The sequence below is a fragment of the Maridesulfovibrio salinus genome (assembly GCF_055394525.1).
In genome coordinates this window covers 1490903-1509502 of the sequence record NZ_AP042461.1, presented here as the reverse complement: position 1 = coordinate 1509502, position 18600 = coordinate 1490903, and the positions used below count along the sequence as shown (strand labels likewise).

Annotated in this window: 16 protein-coding genes; 7 read left to right on the top strand and 9 right to left on the bottom strand. The window is 48.5% G+C overall.

Features of this window, described 5'->3' with window-relative positions; translation table 11 throughout:
- The 9 genes from trpD to ACZ5PW_RS06670 all read right to left on the bottom strand — a co-directional run bounded on the left by trpD (position 1) and on the right by ACZ5PW_RS06670 (position 8612).
- Positions 1–990, bottom strand: a complete 990-nt coding sequence (trpD, locus tag ACZ5PW_RS06710) for an anthranilate phosphoribosyltransferase (RefSeq protein ID WP_464559168.1) — start codon at positions 988–990, stop codon at positions 1–3.
- Positions 991–1056: 66 nt separating this feature from the next.
- On the bottom strand, positions 1057–1629 hold the full coding sequence (locus ACZ5PW_RS06705; RefSeq protein WP_464559166.1) for an anthranilate synthase component II: 573 nt from the start codon (positions 1627–1629) through the stop codon (positions 1057–1059).
- On the bottom strand, positions 1610–3025 hold the full coding sequence (locus ACZ5PW_RS06700; RefSeq protein ID WP_464559164.1) for an anthranilate synthase component I family protein: 1416 nt from the start codon (positions 3023–3025) through the stop codon (positions 1610–1612). Before ACZ5PW_RS06700 ends, ACZ5PW_RS06705 begins: the two co-directional genes overlap by 20 nt.
- Positions 3026–3184: 159 nt before the next feature.
- Positions 3185–3961 (bottom strand): prephenate dehydrogenase/arogenate dehydrogenase family protein, encoded by a 777-nt coding sequence (locus ACZ5PW_RS06695; protein ID WP_464559162.1) that lies wholly within the window; start codon positions 3959–3961, stop codon positions 3185–3187.
- A gap of 2 nt (positions 3962–3963) precedes the next feature.
- Positions 3964–5298 carry a 3-phosphoshikimate 1-carboxyvinyltransferase gene (gene aroA, locus ACZ5PW_RS06690; RefSeq protein ID WP_464559160.1) on the bottom strand — a complete coding sequence of 445 codons (1335 nt, stop codon included), beginning with the start codon at positions 5296–5298 and terminating at the stop codon, positions 3964–3966.
- A 245-nt stretch (positions 5299–5543) separates the two neighbouring features.
- A complete protein-coding gene (pheA, locus tag ACZ5PW_RS06685) occupies positions 5544–6647 on the bottom strand; it encodes a prephenate dehydratase (protein ID WP_464559158.1) in 1104 nt (367 codons plus the stop codon).
- Between the two features lie 7 nt (positions 6648–6654).
- Positions 6655–7638: a 3-dehydroquinate synthase II family protein gene (locus ACZ5PW_RS06680; RefSeq protein ID WP_464559156.1), complete on the bottom strand. Its 984-nt coding sequence runs from the start codon at positions 7636–7638 to the stop codon at positions 6655–6657.
- A gap of 21 nt (positions 7639–7659) precedes the next feature.
- Positions 7660–8457 (bottom strand): 2-amino-3,7-dideoxy-D-threo-hept-6-ulosonate synthase, encoded by a 798-nt coding sequence (locus ACZ5PW_RS06675; RefSeq protein ID WP_464559154.1) that lies wholly within the window; start codon positions 8455–8457, stop codon positions 7660–7662.
- A complete protein-coding gene (locus ACZ5PW_RS06670; protein ID WP_464559152.1) occupies positions 8394–8612 on the bottom strand; it encodes a hypothetical protein in 219 nt (72 codons plus the stop codon). Before ACZ5PW_RS06670 ends, ACZ5PW_RS06675 begins: the two co-directional genes overlap by 64 nt.
- Before the next feature lie 401 nt (positions 8613–9013).
- Between ACZ5PW_RS06670 and ACZ5PW_RS06665 the strand changes: the two genes are divergently transcribed.
- The 7 genes from ACZ5PW_RS06665 to ACZ5PW_RS06635 all read left to right on the top strand — a co-directional run bounded on the left by ACZ5PW_RS06665 (position 9014) and on the right by ACZ5PW_RS06635 (position 18450).
- Positions 9014–10384 (top strand): ammonium transporter, encoded by a 1371-nt coding sequence (locus tag ACZ5PW_RS06665; protein ID WP_464559150.1) that lies wholly within the window; start codon positions 9014–9016, stop codon positions 10382–10384.
- Positions 10385–10414: 30 nt separating this feature from the next.
- On the top strand, positions 10415–10744 hold the full coding sequence (locus ACZ5PW_RS06660) for a P-II family nitrogen regulator (protein WP_464559148.1): 330 nt from the start codon (positions 10415–10417) through the stop codon (positions 10742–10744).
- A gap of 144 nt (positions 10745–10888) precedes the next feature.
- Positions 10889–12139 (top strand): EAL domain-containing protein, encoded by a 1251-nt coding sequence (locus ACZ5PW_RS06655; RefSeq protein WP_464559146.1) that lies wholly within the window; start codon positions 10889–10891, stop codon positions 12137–12139.
- Between the two features lie 99 nt (positions 12140–12238).
- Complete coding sequence (rarD, locus tag ACZ5PW_RS06650) at positions 12239–13153, top strand: EamA family transporter RarD (RefSeq protein WP_464559144.1); 915 nt, start codon at positions 12239–12241, stop codon at positions 13151–13153.
- Positions 13154–13220: 67 nt separating this feature from the next.
- Positions 13221–15515: a PAS domain-containing protein gene (locus ACZ5PW_RS06645; RefSeq protein ID WP_464559142.1), complete on the top strand. Its 2295-nt coding sequence runs from the start codon at positions 13221–13223 to the stop codon at positions 15513–15515.
- A gap of 226 nt (positions 15516–15741) precedes the next feature.
- A complete protein-coding gene (gene aspA / locus ACZ5PW_RS06640) occupies positions 15742–17160 on the top strand; it encodes an aspartate ammonia-lyase (protein ID WP_464559140.1) in 1419 nt (472 codons plus the stop codon).
- Positions 17161–17223: 63 nt separating this feature from the next.
- Positions 17224–18450, top strand: a complete 1227-nt coding sequence (locus ACZ5PW_RS06635; RefSeq protein ID WP_464559138.1) for an aromatic amino acid transport family protein — start codon at positions 17224–17226, stop codon at positions 18448–18450.
- The last annotated feature ends 150 nt before the right edge of the window (positions 18451–18600 follow it).

Below are 18600 nucleotides of genomic sequence, written 5' to 3'. Positions count from 1 at the left end.
CTAATATTCCTTTTCCACACCCTCAGCCACTTTGGCTTTGGCTTTTTCCATGCCCTCTTCAAGAGAAACGGAATCAAGCAGCGAGATTGCCGCCCCGAGGTTCAAGGCAACCATATCCATCATGGCCTGAGGAGCATTTCCCGCAAGAACCTTGCGAATGGTAACCAGAGCATCAGCCCGGTCCCTGACCGCCACATCCTCAGGACTGGCCGCAGTAAATCCATAGTTAGCCGGGTTGACTTGAACTTCGGTCAATTCACCGTTTTGCACAAGGATAGCGTCATTGACTCCAAATGGAGTAAGTTCATCAAAATTGCCTGCCCCATGAACGACATAAGCCTTCTCGACATTTGTAAGAGCGAGGACCTCAGCCATCAGCCTCATTATTTCCGGTCTGCCTACCCCCAGAATCTGGTGAGTGGGACGCGCGGGGTTTAAAAGGGGACCCATGAGGTTGAACAGGGTCGGAATTCCCAACTCCTTACGAATGGGAGCCACTTTTCCAAAGGCCGGGTGGTAATTCGGGGCAAAAAGGAAAACAAACTTGTCCTGAACCAGTACATCGCGGGCTTCCGCGGCAGTTGTCCCGAGGGACACTCCCAGATCCTCCAATACGTCCGCACTTCCACACGATGAAGAGACAGCTCTGTTGCCGTGCTTGGTCACCAGATAGCCCATATCCGCAAGATAAAGGGCAACGGCAGTGGAACAGTTGAAACTGTTGGAACAATCACCGCCGGTTCCGCAGGTATCAATACAGGGGCTGTTTATCCCTTTAATGAGCTTTGCTTCACGCAGAGCCGCGCGGACACCTGCCGCAACTTCGATTGCGGTCTCTCCCTTTGTGCGCAACCCCATGAGCAGTGCCCCGGCCTGAGCATGAGTCATATCGCCGGAAAAAAGTTCCTCGAAAACGGCATCAGCCTGTTCAGTGGTCAGGTCCTGACCGGATGAAAGAGCTGTCAAAGCTTCACTTATAATCTGTGACATTTTTCTATCCTATATTATATGATGCGCTTCGCGCTTTTGGTTATTTGAGTCGCCGGAGGCATTCCACTAGATATTACCGTCCAAAAAATTCTTTAAGAGTTTCGGTCCATCAGGAGTCAGGATTGACTCTGGATGAAACTGCAGCCCGGTCCATGGCCTATCCTTGTAGCGCAGCCCCATCACTTCTTCCTGATCGGTCCAAGCGGTCAGTTCCAGCAGATCGGGAGCTTCTTCCACATTGACCACCAGAGAATGATAGCGGCAGACATTAAAAGGATTATCCAGTCCTGCGAAAATACCCTCTCCCTTGTGGTGGATATCCGAGGTCTTGCCGTGCATTATACGGTCCGCACGGACAACTGACGCCCCGGCGAAATGCCCAAGGGTCTGATGCCCGAGGCATACACCGAGTACAGGAATCTCTTTGGGTAAACGGGAAAGAAACTCAAGGGACAAACCTGCGTTCTCGGGGTTACTGGGACCGGGGGACAAACAGACCCTCTCAAGCTTACCGGACTCTGCCAGCTCAAGGATTTCCTCACGGTCATTACGCAACACGAGCGGATCAGCGCCCAACTGCTGGAAAGCCTGCACCAGATTGAAGGTAAAAGAATCAAAATTATCCACGAGTAAAAACATCACCGCCCTCCGACTGCAGAATTTCCTTGAGAACCCTTGCCTTGTTGTTGCATTCCTTCCATTCCATTTCAGGATCGGAATCATAAACGATCCCGGCCCCGGCCTGCCAATGGCACTTGCCGTCGCGAATCCACATGGAGCGGATAGTGATTCCGGTATCAAGGTTCACACTGTCCTTATCCAGACCGATGAAGCCGATGCAGCCGCCATAAGGTCCACGGGGAACCTCTTCAATCTCTGAAATGATCTCCATAGCCCGGATTTTAGGTGCTCCTGAAAGGGTCCCCGCAGGAAAAGTGGCCTGCAGAACATCAATGGCGTCATGATCGTCACGGAGATCTGCCTCAACATAGGAGGTTATGTGCATGACGTGGCTGAAGTATTCAATCTGCTTGAACTTCTCCACACTAACGGAACCAGGTTTTGCAATCCGCCCCAGATCGTTGCGACCGAGGTCCACCAGCATGACGTGTTCTGCTATCTCTTTGGGATCCGCCAGTAACTCCTCAGCATACTTGCGATCCCCCGCCGCATCTTTACCACGGGGACGGGTTCCGGCGATGGGACGGACTTCAAGTCTGCCCTTTTCACAGCGGGCCATCATCTCAGGTGAAGAACCAAGAAGAATCTCCTCTCGACTGAATTTCATGAAAAACATGAACGGAGACGGGTTAGCCTGTCGCAGCCTGCGATAAAGATCGAAGGAATTACCGCTGAAGGGTGCGGAAAAACGTGTGGAAAGGACCACCTGAATGCATTCTCCCTCGGCAATGAGTTCCTTCACCTTCTCCACACCCTGCTTGTATTTTTCACGCCCCGGAACAGCCACCGGATCACCGACCTTTGTAGGCTCACAGGTTGCTCCGAAAACAGGCGGTGTAAACTCGGGCTCGGCATCCTTATCAAGAGACAGAAAACAGCAACTGTGCCTAAGGTGGTCAAAAAGCACCACCTTACCCGGCAGAGCCAGCCGGACTTCCGCGTCATCAGCGGGAAGCCTGTCCTTAAGTTTCGGTTCAAGCATTCCGGCAATACCGTACCCCAGAGTACCGTAAAGACCACGGGTCAGGGCGGGAAGTTCTCCCACTTCCGGCTGGCTGTTCACATGGAGCGCCTTCATAACAGCACGCATGCCTTCCAAAAAGTCCATGCCCGAATAAGTGGCCAATCCTGCCAGTCTCGAATCAGCGCACTCCACAGAAAGCCTGCCGCCGACAGGTGACAGTTTCAGCCTGAAATCCCAGGCAATAAGACTGTAACGACCAAGTCGACCGTCAACTTCGGCACTCTCAAGTAGAATTCCCGGCGCATCACCGACCAGGCCCAGATAAAGGCTGATCGGGGTCTGCGTATCAGCTGGCAACCATTTGCCATACTGGGTCAGTTCAATTTTCATATTAGCTCTCCGTTAGATTATGCGCTCAATGTCTCCGGTGGCCCTCCAGGGGGCCGAATGCAAAGAACGTTTAGTATAAGCACTTACACCAATTATATATATAAAAAAAAGGCCGCGTTCAGGGAGAACGCGGCCTTTGATTTTTGAATGCAATTCTCCCTAGGTACTGTTTTCGCGCCACCACCAGGATGCACGGTCTGCCAGCAGGTCCATGTCACCAGCTGCAGCCAGGGAAAGAAAAGAGCGGAACAGACGAATAGCTTCCTGACTGTACTGATTCGCATCAGAAATAGTTGCGAAGAGATCGCTGTCCTGAGTTACCATCTTCTGTGCAGACTCAAGCCTGCGCTTGAAAGAAGGAGTCACAAATTTTTTAATGTTGGGAATTTCACGGGAACAGGCCAGAAAAGCCACGGTGGAACTAAAATTCAGGGCCTGAATCATAGCCATGGCCTTGTCGTGCTCCTCAACTGAAGATTCAAATGCACCGAAATCAAGGCGTTCGAAAAAATCCTGCACAGCCAGCAGAGAAGGACGATCTTCATCACGCTCGGCCACAAGTGCCACCGTGGGCTCAAAGTCTGTCGGAATAACGGGCCCGAATAAGGGATGGGTTCCGACGACAGGTCCGTCATACGCTCGCAGCATCTGCTGAACCGGGCGGCCCTTGACTGAACCGACATCGGAAAGGACTGCCCCCTTTTTCATATGAGGGATAACGACAGGAAGCACCTCATCCATAACCGTCACCGGAATACAGAGAATCACCAGATCGGTATCAGGCAGACGCCGGGCCATTTTCTCCTCGTCAAAAGGGGTATCAAAACGGTGAACCATAAGTCCGGCCCGTTCAGCCTTGAGCGCGAGGAAGCCTCCCATCTGGCCACGGGACCCGATGACAGCTACGCTATGGATTTTATTAAACTCGCACTCCATGACTAAAAACCGTTTCCTTTTGTTACTTTTGCCCATTCATCCCAGAACCCGGGGAAAGACTTGTTTACGCATCCCGGTTCTTCAGGGACAGCTTCAATTCCTGCCAGTAAAAAGATTGCGGTACACATTGCAAGGCGGTGGTCATCATAAGTGTTGAAAACGATGCGTTCACCTTTTTTCAGCGGAGCCGGAATGATGGTAATGGAATCATCGGTGATCTCAGCCTTACCGCCCGCCCGCATCACTTCTGCAGCACTTGCCTCAAGGCGGTCACATTCCTTGATACGAAGATGGGCAACATTGGTAATCGTGGTGGGACTGTCAGCAAAAGCCGCTGCAACTGCAACAGTCGGAACGAGATCGGGGCATTTACCCATGTCCACTTCCACTCCGTGAAGTTTGGAAGGGTAAACAGTCACACTGTGATCGTCACTTGCGATTCTGGCTCCCATGGACTGAAGGATGTACATGATTGCACGGTCCCCTTGAAGAGAATTTACATTCATTCCTTCAATCTTAACAGGATTGTCACCTACAGCCCCGGCTGCGAGGAAGTAGGAAGCGTTCGACCAGTCACCTTCCACCCGGTATTCATCACGGTCAAACTTTGAAGGCTCAACCACGAAACGAATTTCACCGGGCACAACCTTCTCGACCTTGCGCCAGTCAGTCTTTTTCCATTTACCATCCTGTCTGGTCTGGACCTCGAATTTTACCCTGAAATCCTCCATCACATTAAGTGTCAGGGCTACGTAAGGCCATGAAACCGCTTTTTTGCCAATCACATTTATTATGGTGGTTTCATCTGCCAGCGGAGCACCGAGCAGCAAACCGGAAAGGTACTGACTGGATTCTTCAAGGGAAATATCCATTTCTTTACCTGTGAAACCGTCAGCCTCAAGAGTTACCGGGGGGTAACCCTGCTTATCTGAGAAAGTAACTCTGGTTCCCTGAGATTCAAGCGCGCTGGTCAATGCGCCAATAGGACGGTCATGCATACGGGGAGTGCCCTGAACACGAAAGAGTCCCTTGCCTGCTCCAGCAAGTGCAGTTATCAGACGGCAGGTTGTGCCGGAGTCACGCATTTCCAAAACTGCGGGTTCTTTCATGCCCCCTTTTGGACCATCACTCATACCGGTAACAGTGGTAGCGGTTCCGTCAATGCAGAATTCAGCCCCCATTGTAGCGAGACAGTCCATGGTACGGTTGATGTCATTGCTGTCCAATGGATCAAGAACAACAGTAGTGCCTTCGCTGAGAGCTCCCGCAATCAAGGCACGGTGAGAAAGCGACTTGGATGAAGGAGCTTTAATAACAATTACGTTATCGGAAGTCATTTTATATATCCTGACTTTTCAGTCTTTTAAATTTTTTGCCTTTGGGACAACGTCCAAATCCGTTTTGACGCGGAATTGTAAAAATGCTCAAGAATTTTAAAAATTTTAATAAATTCCTGCTGCCGTTAACCTAAGAATTCATTTCCCTTAAATTTCATCATTCAAAAAGGCAAAGCCCAGATAAAAAAGTTCGGGAGAGTCCAGCGAACCATTTTCACTGAGTTCGCTGGACTCCGGTGGCATTATTAAAATTTACTACCGTTCTGAGAACCCGCCGGATAGCTTCCGAGAATCTTGAAAGTGAGACATCTCGCCTTCAGATCTTCGATCAGAGTTTCATGCTCTTCAGCACCGAGGTCTCCCTGAAGATCAACGAAAAACATATACTTCCACTTCTCACCGAGGAAAGGACGTGATTCCAGCTTGGTCATGTTTATATCATGTCCGGAAAGTTCATTCAGCACGGAAACAAGCGCACCGGGCCTGTCCGGAGTAGTGAAAAGGACTGAAGTTTTATCCCTTTTGCCTTCTTTACCGGGCTTGGGCCCAATAATGAGGAACCTTGTCCAGTTATCAGGCAGGTCTTCAATTGACTCGGCCACCACATGCAGACCGAAAATGTTGGCCAGTTTCACATGGCCAAGAGCGGCTACCGGTTCATCACTGTCGGCAACCATCTGAGCGGCCTGGGCTGTTGATTCTACAGACACGAGCTCTGCACCGGGAAGATTGGCTCGCAGCCAGCCGGTGCATTGCTCAAGTGCCTTGGAGTGTGAATAGACAGTTTTGATCTCTCCAATACCTGCACCTTTGCTGATAAGGCCGTGGCTTATACGGTGATACAATTCGGCCTGAATGAAGACCGGATACCGCATGAACAGATCGACATTCTGCCCGACCGTTCCCTTAAGCGAATTTTCAAGGGGGATAATGCCTAAATCGGCTTCGCCTTTGGAAACAGCCACAAAAATATCTTCAAAATTGTTTTTGGGTATCAGGTCGGCCTGACGCCCCATGTGCTGTAGTCCTGCAAAATATGAAAAAGTACCTTCCGGCCCCAGAAAAACCACCCGCTCGGGTCTTTGCAGTCTGCGGGAAGATGATATTATCTCTCGATATATAGCTTCCAGGTGTTCAGACGGCAGTGGGCCGGAGTTGCGTCCGGTCAGCCCCTGCAACACTTCCTGTTCCCGAAACGGTTTGAAGATCTGGTCCGAAGATCCGGCCTTGATTGCGCCTACTGCCAGAGATGCTGCCGCACGTCTGTTAAGAAGCTCCAGAATATCGCTGTCGAGGGAATCGATTTCATCCCTCAGATCAATTAGATTTTTTTTGCTGGACTGTGACATTTTTTTATTAATCCTCTGAAATTTCTTCTTTGATGCGCATGCCGAAATGTCGGCCCGCCTCATCAACCCGGCAAAGAACTTCATCGCCTTCTTTGAGTGTTACCACACTTACGGGTTCGCCATCACCATTAACAACTCTGATAGTCTCCGCATTCTGCAGAAAAACCTTGCCGGAAACCGGACCATCATCAGTCTGGACCTCGGCTGTGATCAACAGCATGGGGCGTACCTCAAGCTTGCTTCTGCCTACAACGGCAGAAGAAGTATTACCGTCCTTATCAACTACCAGAACCTCCGACCCTGACCGAAGTTCTTCAAGATATGTTGTCCTGTCTCCCGGGACGAGAGCATATGCATGTACCGCTCCGGCATTAACCCGGAAAGGACGCGCCGCGACATACGGGTTGGATTCGGTTTCAGCGTGCACCAAAAAAGTAAAGGCAGAAGAATTTCCGGTAAGAATTCCCTGCCCTTTTTTCAATTTGGATGTTGTATCCACACAGACCCGATGTGCCAGACCGGCTGCCTCTATTTTTGTGACTGTGGCTTTCTTAAGTTCCACTTTGCCCTGCGAGAGTTTGAGTTCGGCTACAATCTGCTTGAGTTCTGCGGCAGCTTCCGGTGTAACCACAATCGCGTCTGCCCCACGTTCCATTACCCCGGCGGCAAGCCTTGCCCGTTCCAGAGATTCAGCTTCAAGGGCCAGTGAATCAATCTGGGCAAGAAGGTTTTCAACCGGTATAATCTCCCAACCGGCTGCAAGGCAGACAGACTTTCCTTTTTTGTCAAGATCCACGGCAACAGCCTCGTCAGCCTTCTCAGTGATGGCCACACAGGGCATTTCTTCCGGAGTGATGACGCATACCCTGCCAAGAGATTCAATGGTTTCCTTGTCCTCTGGACTAGTGAGCACAGCGTCCACACCTGATTCAAGAGCAAGACTTACGAGCTTCTTGTCAAAGGGGATTGCTTTATAAATTATCTTTTTCATCATGATTTCCTGTATTTAAAACTACTCGCCTATGTATTCAAGTGCGGTATCAACATCTTCATCTTCGTGTACAATCTTGTGCAGAGCCTCGACCAGTTTCACGCGGTTCTTATGCTGGAAAACATTTCGCCCCACTGAAAGGCCGGCCCCGCCAGCTTTGAGAGAATCGGACACCATCTGCAGAAAATCACGGGTTGAATCCAGCTTGGGGCCGCCGGCTATTACTACCGGGATACAGCAGCTTTCCGCTACGCTGTTGAATGTGTCCATGTCTCCGGTGTACGGGACTTTTACAATATCAGCACCGAGTTCTTCACCAACCCGGGCGCAGTGAGCCACTACCTCAGGATCAAATTCGTTTTTGACCTTAGGGCCGCGAGCGTAAACCATAGCGATAACCGGAACTCCCCAACCCTGAGCGCAGGAAGATACTTCTCCGAGATCCTTAAGCATCCGGGCTTCGGTCTCATCACCGAGATTTACATGGACTGAAACTGCATCGGCGCCGAGACGAAGGCCGTCTTCAACTGTGCCGACAAGAGTTTTTGCATTTGGGAAGGGAGAGAGAGAAGTGGAAGCGGAGAGATGGACAATTAAACCTACATCGCGACCTTCCATTCGGTGGCCGCAGCGGACGAGACCTTTATGCATGAGGACTGCGTTGGCTCCGCCCTGAACCATATCTCCCACAGCCTCACGCATATTTCGCAGTCCCTCAATGGGGCCTACACTTATTCCGTGATCCATAGGCACGATTATAGTCCGTTCGGTATTGCGGTTGAAAATCCGCTCCATTCTGATGCTTTTACCAATCTGCATTTTAAATACTCCTGAAGTTTGCCTCTAAGTTCTCCAAGATCCGCTTCCCTTTTGGCGACCCCGCTAAAAAGAAAAAGGGCCGCCGGCGAGTCTTCGCCTGCGGCCCTTCTGTAGAGGTCGTTTGCTATGTTCTTTTCTACTTTTTCAACGAGCAAACCTCCACCCGACCACAAGCGTGGGTGCACCAAAAATAAAAAAAGTAGAAAAAATATGAGAGGCCGGTGCCTAGGGTGTTGAAAGTCTGCATGCAAGTCTTTTAACCGACCCAAGGAAAAAGAGTCAACAACTTTCTTTATTTTTTTTACCATCATTAATATAATGGACCCTTTTTGTAATACAGCTACACAAAAAAACACATCTCAAATTACAAACTTTACCTTTTTGTAATTTAGCACACATTCCAATAAGACAAAAAAGTACAAAAATACATTTTTGTAAGTAGTGTTTTTCTCTTTATAAAATAAAACACAATCATTTCAGACTCTTACAAAAATGGCACGCCTCATGCTTATAAAAACACATCCTTGAAGCAATCAACATCCCTAAGGAGGACTGTATGACTACTAAACTTTCACTGGCAGGCCGTAAAATACCGGCCCTTGCAACTCTCATGCTTCTTATGGCTCCCTCTGCAGCTTTTGCAGCAGAAGAAGCCATGACTCAGGCTCACGGTAACATTCTCTGGACCCTCATTGCTGCTATTCTTGTAATGTTCATGCAGGCAGGATTTGCATGCGTAGAAGCAGGATTCACCAGAGCCAAAAGCGCCGGTAACATCCTGATGAAAAACTTTCTCGATTTTTCCACCGGATCCATCATCTTTTTCCTTTTCGGATTCGGACTGATGTTTGGTCTGGATGCAGGCGGATTCATCGGATCATCCGGCTTCGGACTCTCAGGAACCGGCCTGACCGATCCGGACTCACAGTGGACCCTTACTTTCTGGTTCTTCCAGTCCGTCTTTGCAGCCACTGCAGCCACAATCGTTTCAGGCGGTATTGCCGAACGTACTAAATTCAGCGGATATATTCTGGTAACATGCATCGTAACCGGTCTTATCTATCCTATCTCCGGCCATTGGGCCTGGGGCTCCCTGTGGCTTGGTGATGCTGGAGCTGGCTGGCTTGAAGGAATCGGATTCATGGACTTCGCAGGCTCCACTGTTGTTCACTCCGTAGGTGGCTGGATAGCACTTGCAGGCGCGATAATACTTGGACCCCGCATTGGTAAATATACTGCAGACGGCAAAGCAAAAGCTATTCCCGGACACAATATTCCTCTTGCTTCACTTGGTGTATTCATTCTCTGGTTCGGCTGGTTCGGCTTCAACCCCGGTTCCACCACCACTGCAGACGGATCCATCGGCCTCATCGCCGTAACAACAAGCCTTTCAGCCTGCGCGGGAACACTTGGAGCAATGGCAACCTCATGGTTCAGATTCGGCAAGCCTGATATCTCCATGACCTGTAACGGCGCACTGGCAGGACTGGTCGGTATCACCGCCCCCTGCGCCACTGTAACTCCGGCTGCCGCTATAATCATAGGGCTCATCTCAGGTCTACTGGTAGTTCTTTCAATTGAGTTCATTGATAAAATTCTGAAAGTTGATGACCCGGTTGGTGCAGTCTCCGTCCATGGCGTATGTGGCGCATGGGGAACTCTGGCCTGCGGACTTTTCACCTCTCCCGCCCTTAATGATGGTGCAGGAGGACTCTTTTACGGCGGCGGCTTCTCACTGGTAGTCCCCCAGCTTATCGGAATCGCGGTCTGCTTTGTGTGGGCCTTCGGCGCAGGACTGGTAGCTTTCACCATAGCCAAGGCCATAATCGGTATCAGGGTAACCGCCGAAGAAGAAATGAAGGGCCTCGACATCGCTGAACACGGCATGGAATCATACAACGGTTTCCAGATCTTCTCCAACGAATAATCGAACAATCAGCAAGAGAGGAATAAAACAATGAAACTTATCATCGCATATATCCGCCCCGAGTGCCTGACTCCTGTTAAACAGGCTCTCTACACTAAAGGCATCTACTCAATATCTGTAACTAACATTCTCGGTTCCGGAAGACAGGCCGGCTTCACTGAAACCTACCGAGGAGTTGTAATGGAAGTTAACCTGCTCAAAAAAGTACGTATTGAAATCGGCCTTGCCGAAGAAAAGCTTGATGAAGCTCTCGAAGCCATCAAAACAGGAGCCCAGACAGGCAAGGAAGGTGACGGTGTAATCTTCGTGCAGGATCTCAACCGCACCATAAGAATCAGAACAGGAGAAGAATCACTTTAACCTCTAAGTGAATCACTATAACCCCAATTAGTGTAAAGCAGGATCGGGTTCTTCATCGGCAGAAGGGCCCATCCCCCGGCCCGGTGACCACCTCCACCGGACCTTCCCCGGCCGGAAGGGACTTCCCACCCTTCCGGCTTTTTCTTGGGAATTGTAAAAAAAGCGACTGTTGAAATGAATACTGCCCCTGAAATATCCATCCACGAACTGATTGAACGAGAATGTATAGTAACCTTTCTGCAGCCGCTTGTATCCATGAACCGCAAGTCACTTCTTGGTTACGAGGCTCTGGCGAGAGCTATAAACCCATACAGCGGGGAATTGATCCCACCGTTTACTCTTTTCGCCATGTGTGAAGACTTATGGACTTTGACAAGGCTCGACAGGGCCTGCCGAAGAAAAGCCCTTGAAACTTTTGCTCCCATTTCCAGAGCTGACCGTTCTTTGCTTTTGTCTGTCAACATAGATGCTGCCATTATAAACCATGACTCAATTAACCACGGACTCACCGGCAAGATGGCCGCAGAGTACGGAATTCCCACAAATAATGTCATTCTTGAAATAATTGAATCAAAAGCAGGAAGCGACAAAGCTCTTTCCACTTTTGTCGAGAAGGCCCGCAAAAGAGGATTTCTGATTGCCCTTGATGACATTGGAACCGGGCATTCAAATCTTGACAGGATACCGGAATTGAAGCCTGACATAATCAAGATAGACAGATCTCTGATTGAGGACATCCATAAAAAATTTCATAATCTGGAAGTAACCCGCTCATTAGTCAGCCTTGCAGACAGGACCGGGACCCTGCCCCTGGCTGAAGGCATTGAGAAAGTTGAAGAGGCCCTTACTCTGATGAGCATTGGCATTGATGTTTTTCAGGGTTACTACTTCGGAAAGCCGGCACCGGTTCAGGCTGTGCAACCTAAAAAAATCAAGCAGATAAACATTCTGGCATCACGTTTCAAAACCCATATGCTGGAAAAACTGAATCAGCAGAAGATAAGGGAAAAGATTTACAAAAGAATGACAGCAAAGCTGCGCGAGGCTCTTATGGATGGGCTACCCGGCTCTTCCGATTCAATTCTTTCATCTTTCATTACCGAAAACTCCAATATTGAATGTGCATATATACTGGACTCAAAGGGAATCCAGAGTTCGGAGACAATCTGTAATCCATACAAGCTAAAAGAAAACAGAAGGCTGATCTACCAGCCGGCCCCTCCTGGAGCGGACCACTCCCTCAAGGAATATTACCTGACAATAAAAACAGGAAAAGACTGGCATACCACAGCCCCGTATATTTCACTTGCATCGGGAAACAACTGTGTAACTGTTTCGACAAAGCTCTACGAAACCCCGAAGTCACCAATCCTGTGCATTGACATAAGCACTTAGTCCACAATCTTTTGCTCTCTACAACATAAGTATATTGCAAGGAGCAGGGGTTTGACATAAAGTTCCCGCCTCTAATGACTTAAATAAACGGATTCGGGAATGGATAAAAACACTAAAGACGGCCTTTTTTTCGCAGCAGGCGCATTTATAATGTGGGGTCTATTGCCAATTTATTGGAAAGCCCTTGAAAGCGTCCCCTCCCTTGAACTTCTCTGCAACAGAATCGTCTGGTCCATGTTTTTTGTCGGTGCGCTCCTCACTCTTAAAGGACGCTGGAAAGAAGTGCGCCTGGCAATCAATGACAAAAAGGGAAAAATACTCCTCACAGCCAGCAGTTGCCTGATAGGCTGCAACTGGTTCGTATACATCTGGGCGGTAAACCATAATCATGTGGTTGATACCAGTATGGGGTATTATATGACTCCCCTGATGAATGCGCTGCTGGGATTTATTTTCATGAAAGAAAGGCTGAACAGACTACAGGCCGCCGCCATTGCACTTGCTGCCTGCGGAGTCGCCTACTCAATATACGACTACGGAAGAATCCCGGCTATTGCGCTGACTCTGGCAATTTCTTTCGGATTCTACGGGCTGGTACGCAAAGTAATGAAAGTGGAATCCCTCCCGGGCCTTTTCATTGAAACGGCTGTGCTTTTTCCTATTTCCGCAGGATATCTCCTCTGGCTGGCAATAACAGGAGATATCAGCAGCATCAAAATAGGGTTCAGTGAGAATATACTTCTTATTGGAGCCGGGGCCGCGACTTCAATGCCTCTGCTGTTCTTTGCTCACGGAGCAAGAAAACTCAGGCTGGTCACGCTGGGGATGATGCAATACATAGCTCCGACACTGGCACTGCTGCTGGGTGTTTTCCTTTATAAAGAACCATTCAGCGGTGCCAGAGCAATCACATTTATATTCATATGGTCCGGAATTGCATTATATGTTGCAGATGGCCTGCGCAATAATGTAGGCTTTATGACAAAGCTCAATGGTCGCTTCCAAAAATTATAATAGAGCCCGACTGTTTTTTGAAATACCTCAAAAACATAAGTTATATTATTAAAGTACGGAGTCTTAATTGCAGAACCCAGAACAGGAACAGTTATTTTTGAACAAATGGTTACCGTTCAAACTAATACTGGCCCTGCTGGTTATTTTGGGTGTCGGCGGTGCGACAGGTATTACTCTGGACAACCTTGTTATCAGCGACCAGGAAAAAATATTCAGCCAACAGCAGACCCTGCAGACCAAACTGGCTGCAACCGCACTTAGCGACAGACTGGACAACATTCTGGGTACAGCTCAGGTCATATCCAGATATTCTCTTGAAGATTACCTCAGGGGTAACAGATCCGACAGCTCAATAAAAAGACTTTTCAAAATCAAAAAAAATGCCCTTGAATCCCTTCTGTATATCAGTTTTTCCACAGACGATGGCAATGAAAGAATCAACTCTGGAATCACATCGCCTAAAGCAGGCATAGCAAGCAGACAGGCCCGGAAATGGACCGAAAAGTACTATTCGACACTTTCGGGCAAACCCGATGGGTTTATAACCCCGCGACCTGTTGTATATGAGGATTTCAGGTGTGCGGGTCTTCTTATGCCCTTATGGATTGACAACAGTTTTAAGGGAATACTGACATTGGTGGTGGATCTTGGATTTCTCCTCGATAAATATATAGCCCCCATGCAGATAGGAACCTTCGGGTCGGGATACGCTATTGATGGTTCGGGCACTGTTCTTTTTGATCTTGAAAAGGAAGTTATCGGCAAGAATATTTTCGAACTGCATAAACAATTTCCAGATCTGATTAAGCTTGATTCCAGAATGCTGCATGAAACCAGCGGAAAGAGTGAATACACATTTTACACAATAAGGGGGGGTGACAAAGTCCGAAAACTGATGGCCTGGGACAGCGTCAGAATCGGAGATCTGAAACTGATTATCGCCCTCTCCGCTCCGGAATCTGACGTGAGCAACACCATGTCCTCGGTTCGAACCGCCAGATTCGCCATGATCGCTTTCATGGGCTTCACAATTTTCGGTGTTATTTTTTTCTTTTATTACTACCGTTCCAAGCAACTGCTGATTTTCCAGAATAAAGAACTGAAGCGTAAGGATGAACTGTTTGAAGCTATTTCTGCAAATGTTCCCGGTGCGATTTACAAATGTGAACAGAGCCAGCCCTACTCCATGGAATTCATAAGTCCCAAGATAAGTAAGATCAGCGGTTATTCGGAATACGATTTTCTAAACGGCGGTAGAAACAGATTCAATGAAATTATTCATCCCGAAGACCGAAACAGGGTAAAAGTAACGATTGAGGATGCCATCTCCAAAAAGAAATCCTTCACTGTGGACTATCGTATACAACACAGCAGCGGTTCACTGCGCTGGGTTCATGAAAGAGGTAAGAAACTGGCAGAAGAAAACAGTATAGTAGGATTCATTGTTGACATCACCGAACGCCGTAAAGAGACCCAGGCTCTTCATTCCGCTGAAGAAAAATACCGTACAATAGTTGAGAACGCCCCGTTTGGAATCTATCAGAGTACCCCGGAAGGAAAATTCATCAGTGCAAATCCGCAACTTGCCAAATACTACGGCTATACTGACGAAAAAGATCTCACCGGGGAAGTAAGCAACATTTCCACCCAATGCTATGTCTCCTCGGACAGCCGGAGAAGATTAATCACAATCCTCAATGAATTCGGATACACGGAAAATTTCGAAGCCGAACACCGCTGCCGTGACGGATCCTCATTCTGGGGAGCCGAGACAGTTACCGCCATTAAGGACGAAGAAGGCAACATCATACGTTTTGACGGTTTTATGCTCGATATTTCCGAACGAAAAGAGCATGAGGAAACCATGCGGAGGCTTGCCATGTATGACAGCCTTACAGGATTGCCCAACCGGGTTCTCTTTGACGACCGCATAAAGCAGGCAATATCCCACTCTAAAAGGACAGGAATGAAAGTGGCAGTCCTTTACGCCGACCTCGACAACTTCAAGCCCGTTAACGATGAACTCGGGCATATTGCCGGAGATGCGGTGCTCAAAGAGGTCGCCGGGAGATTCAGCGACTGTCTGCGCACCAGTGACACTGTTTCCCGGATAGGCGGTGACGAATTCATTTTCATTCTGCAGGACATAGGCTCAGAAACGGAAGTGGAGGTCGTGGCTCAGCGTATAATAGAAACCATGCGCGCCCCGTTTTATCTTGCCGAAAAAGTGTACCGCCTTGGGGTGAGCATCGGTATAAGCACCTACCCGGAAAGCGGAACTGAAAAAGAAGTTCTGGTCCGCCTTGCTGACGAAGCTATGTACCGGGCAAAAGCCTCTGGAAAAAACAGCTTTTCATACTGAGAATAATCTCCTGCCGTAAATTTACAAAAAAAGCATAAACCCGTTCCAATATCGCGAAAATAAACAATTCATTAAGTTGTATTGACCCCGGATACCAGTGTGATAGAAAAAGTCAGGGGACAGATACAATCATATCCGGCTTCTATCTGCTGAAACCCTTTTAAAAGCATCAGACCGGAAGTGAGCGTTCCACTCCATCTTTATAAGCCAATTCATGGAGACAAAAATGAATTTTCGCATTGAACATGACTGCATCGGACAAAAGGAAGTTCCTCAGGATGCCCATTACGGGGCCCAGACCATGAGAGCTGCTGAAAACTTCAGCATCACCGGAATTCCTATATCCCACTACCCCCAGATCATTTATTCTCTGGCCTACATCAAAAAAGCCGCAGCTCTGACTAACAATGAGCTGGGTAAAATTGATGACGAAAAAACTAAAGCCATCGTTTTTGCCTGTGATGAGCTTCTCGATGATAAGTATCACGACCAGTTCATTGTGGACATAATTCAGGGCGGGGCTGGAACATCCACCAACATGAATGCCAACGAGGTAATCGCCAACATAGGCCTTCAGCATCTCGGCTTCAAGCTTGGCGAGTATGAACATCTGCACCCCAACAGCCATATCAACATGGCGCAGTCTACCAACGACGTTTACCCCACATGCCTGCGGCTGACTTTAATATCCAAGATGGATCAGCTCATTGAGGCAATGGAATACCTGCAGAAGAGCTTTGCGGCTAAAGGCAGGGAATTCGCTCATATTCTGAAAATGGGTCGCACCCAGCTTCAGGACGCAGTACCCATGACTCTGGGGCAAGAATTTACTTCCTACTCTATTATGATCGGTGAGGATATTGAAAGGGTTCGTGAAGCCAAGCAGCTGATCTGCGAAATAAACATGGGCGGAACGGCTATCGGGACAGGCCTGAATGCTCCACCCAGATATGCTGAGATTGTAACTGAAAAACTGAAGGAACTGACCGGTTTTGAGCTTGAACTCGCTCCGGATCTGGTTGAGGCTACACAAGATACCGGAGCATACGTGCAGCTTTCCGGTGTGCTCAAACGTGTTGCAGTAAAAATTTCAAAGATATGCAATGATCTCAGACTTCTGTCTTCCGGACCCCGTTGCGGATTGAACGAAATCAATCTCCCGCGTATGGCCCCCGGATCATCAATAATGCCCGGCAAAGTCAATCCGATCATCCCAGAAGTAGTCAACCAGATAGCTTTCACAGTTATCGGCGGAGATGTTACCGTATCCATGGCTGCAGAAGCCGGGCAGCTGGAACTGAATGTAATGGAACCGGTAATAGCCGCGAGCCTTCTCAATTCCCTTACTATAATGCGGCGCGGTTTCAGGACTCTGGCAGACCGCTGTGTAGAAGGAATCACCGCCAATGAGGATGTATGCCGCGGATACGTTGAAAACAGTATCGGTCTGGTAACGGCCCTCAACCCCTACATAGGCTACGAAAAATCTACCGAAGTGGCGAATGAAGCTCTCAATTCGGGACGTTCGGTTTATGATGTAGTAATTGAAAAAGGGTATATGTCCAAAGAAGATCTGGATAAGGCTCTTTCTCCTGAAAGCATGGTCCATACCCACCCGCTCAACCTTGGGGCTACCTGCAAATAACATGAGTGCCGTGGAAGCCAGCTTCCACGGCACTTTTTTATTATAAACTTCAAAGGAGAGATCATGAATCAGGAAAAACCAGTTTCAGCCATGTCCATGATGTTTGTTGTGGTCGGTAACATGCTCGGGGCAGGGATTCTTGCCCTTCCGGTAAACCTTTGTGCAGCAGGATTTTTTCCATCTGTTGCCGCCACCCTGTTCATGTGGGTTCTCATGACTTACACGGCCTTGATATACTCAGAACAGAAGAGCCTCACCACAAACGAGCATGCCGATCTGCCGACATTCTTTCAGCAGGAGCTGGGAGCCGCGGGCAAATGGGTGACAATTGTTGCCAACCTGATCATACTTTACGGGGTACTTGTGGCCTATCTTTGCGGAATATCCGCAATCATAATGAGCCTGCAATCCTCTTTGCCCAAACCTGTTGTCATGATTCTCTATTTCCTGCTGGTGACCGGAATGACCGCATTCGGAATGCAGATGATGAAAAAATGCACCCCGTACATGGTCACTATCATGTGGATAACTTTCGGAGCGCTGGTTTTCATGGTTGTACCGGACGTATCCACGGTGAATCTCGACAAACTCGACTGGACATATATACCTGCAGGGCTGCCGGTACTTCTGATGGCTTTCCATTTCCACAACATCATTCCGAGCATCTGCCGGACTCTCAACCATGACCGTAAAAAGATAAGAACAGCAATAATAGGCGGAACCACCATCGGCATGGCTATGAATATTGTATGGCTCCTGGTTGTTCTGGGTGCACTTCCGCTTTCCAACCCTGAAACCCACATTGATCTGATCACTGCTTTCGGAAATAACGACCCGGCCACTATTCCGCTGGAAAAACTTCTTCAGACACCGGTTTTCACTTATGTGGGACTGATTTTCGCGGTTGTTGCCATGTCCACGGCCTTCATGGCTAACGGAACAGCGCTCATGAGCTTCATGCGAGACCTTACCGCCACACATTTCAACAGCAAGAGCAAAATTCTGGTCTGGACACTTTCCTTCCTGCCTCCTCTGGCAGTAGGCCTTCTTTATCCTGACATATTCCTTGTAGCCATCAACCTCGTAGGTGGAGTCGGCGAATGTATTATCTTCGGAATTCTGCCCGGATTCATTGTCTGGAAATATTCCCCGGCTGGATCCCTGCGCAAAATGTCCGGAATTATACTCATTGTTTGTTTTGCAGCAGTACTTCTGATTGAGCTGGGACAGGAATTCGGACTCCTGCACCTCAGTCCCAATGTCGAATACTGGACGCACCACACCAAATAGCAAAATACTCCGGCAGAGCGATAAGGTACTGCTCCATAAGTAATAAAACTGGAACCAGTGTATGCATGCATACCCTGGTTCCAGTTTTCTTATCAGTACAGCACTGACCTATCAAATTGTAAGCTTAAAGCAGGCTGAGATTTCACTTTA

Coding starts and splice junctions, on each gene's coding strand:
- trpD (WP_464559168.1), bottom strand. CDS start 990: ATGTCACAGATTATAAGTGAAGCTTTGACAGCTCTTTCATCCGGTCAG.
- ACZ5PW_RS06705 (WP_464559166.1), bottom strand. CDS start 1,629: ATGTTTTTACTCGTGGATAATTTTGATTCTTTTACCTTCAATCTGGTG.
- ACZ5PW_RS06700 (WP_464559164.1), bottom strand. CDS start 3,025: ATGAAAATTGAACTGACCCAGTATGGCAAATGGTTGCCAGCTGATACG.
- ACZ5PW_RS06695 (WP_464559162.1), bottom strand. CDS start 3,961: ATGGAGTGCGAGTTTAATAAAATCCATAGCGTAGCTGTCATCGGGTCC.
- aroA (WP_464559160.1), bottom strand. CDS start 5,298: ATGACTTCCGATAACGTAATTGTTATTAAAGCTCCTTCATCCAAGTCG.
- pheA (WP_464559158.1), bottom strand. CDS start 6,647: ATGTCACAGTCCAGCAAAAAAAATCTAATTGATCTGAGGGATGAAATC.
- ACZ5PW_RS06680 (WP_464559156.1), bottom strand. CDS start 7,638: ATGAAAAAGATAATTTATAAAGCAATCCCCTTTGACAAGAAGCTCGTA.
- ACZ5PW_RS06675 (WP_464559154.1), bottom strand. CDS start 8,457: ATGCAGATTGGTAAAAGCATCAGAATGGAGCGGATTTTCAACCGCAAT.
- ACZ5PW_RS06665 (WP_464559150.1), top strand. CDS start 9,014: ATGACTACTAAACTTTCACTGGCAGGCCGTAAAATACCGGCCCTTGCA.
- ACZ5PW_RS06660 (WP_464559148.1), top strand. CDS start 10,415: ATGAAACTTATCATCGCATATATCCGCCCCGAGTGCCTGACTCCTGTT.
- rarD (WP_464559144.1), top strand. CDS start 12,239: ATGGATAAAAACACTAAAGACGGCCTTTTTTTCGCAGCAGGCGCATTT.
- aspA (WP_464559140.1), top strand. CDS start 15,742: ATGAATTTTCGCATTGAACATGACTGCATCGGACAAAAGGAAGTTCCT.
- ACZ5PW_RS06635 (WP_464559138.1), top strand. CDS start 17,224: ATGAATCAGGAAAAACCAGTTTCAGCCATGTCCATGATGTTTGTTGTG.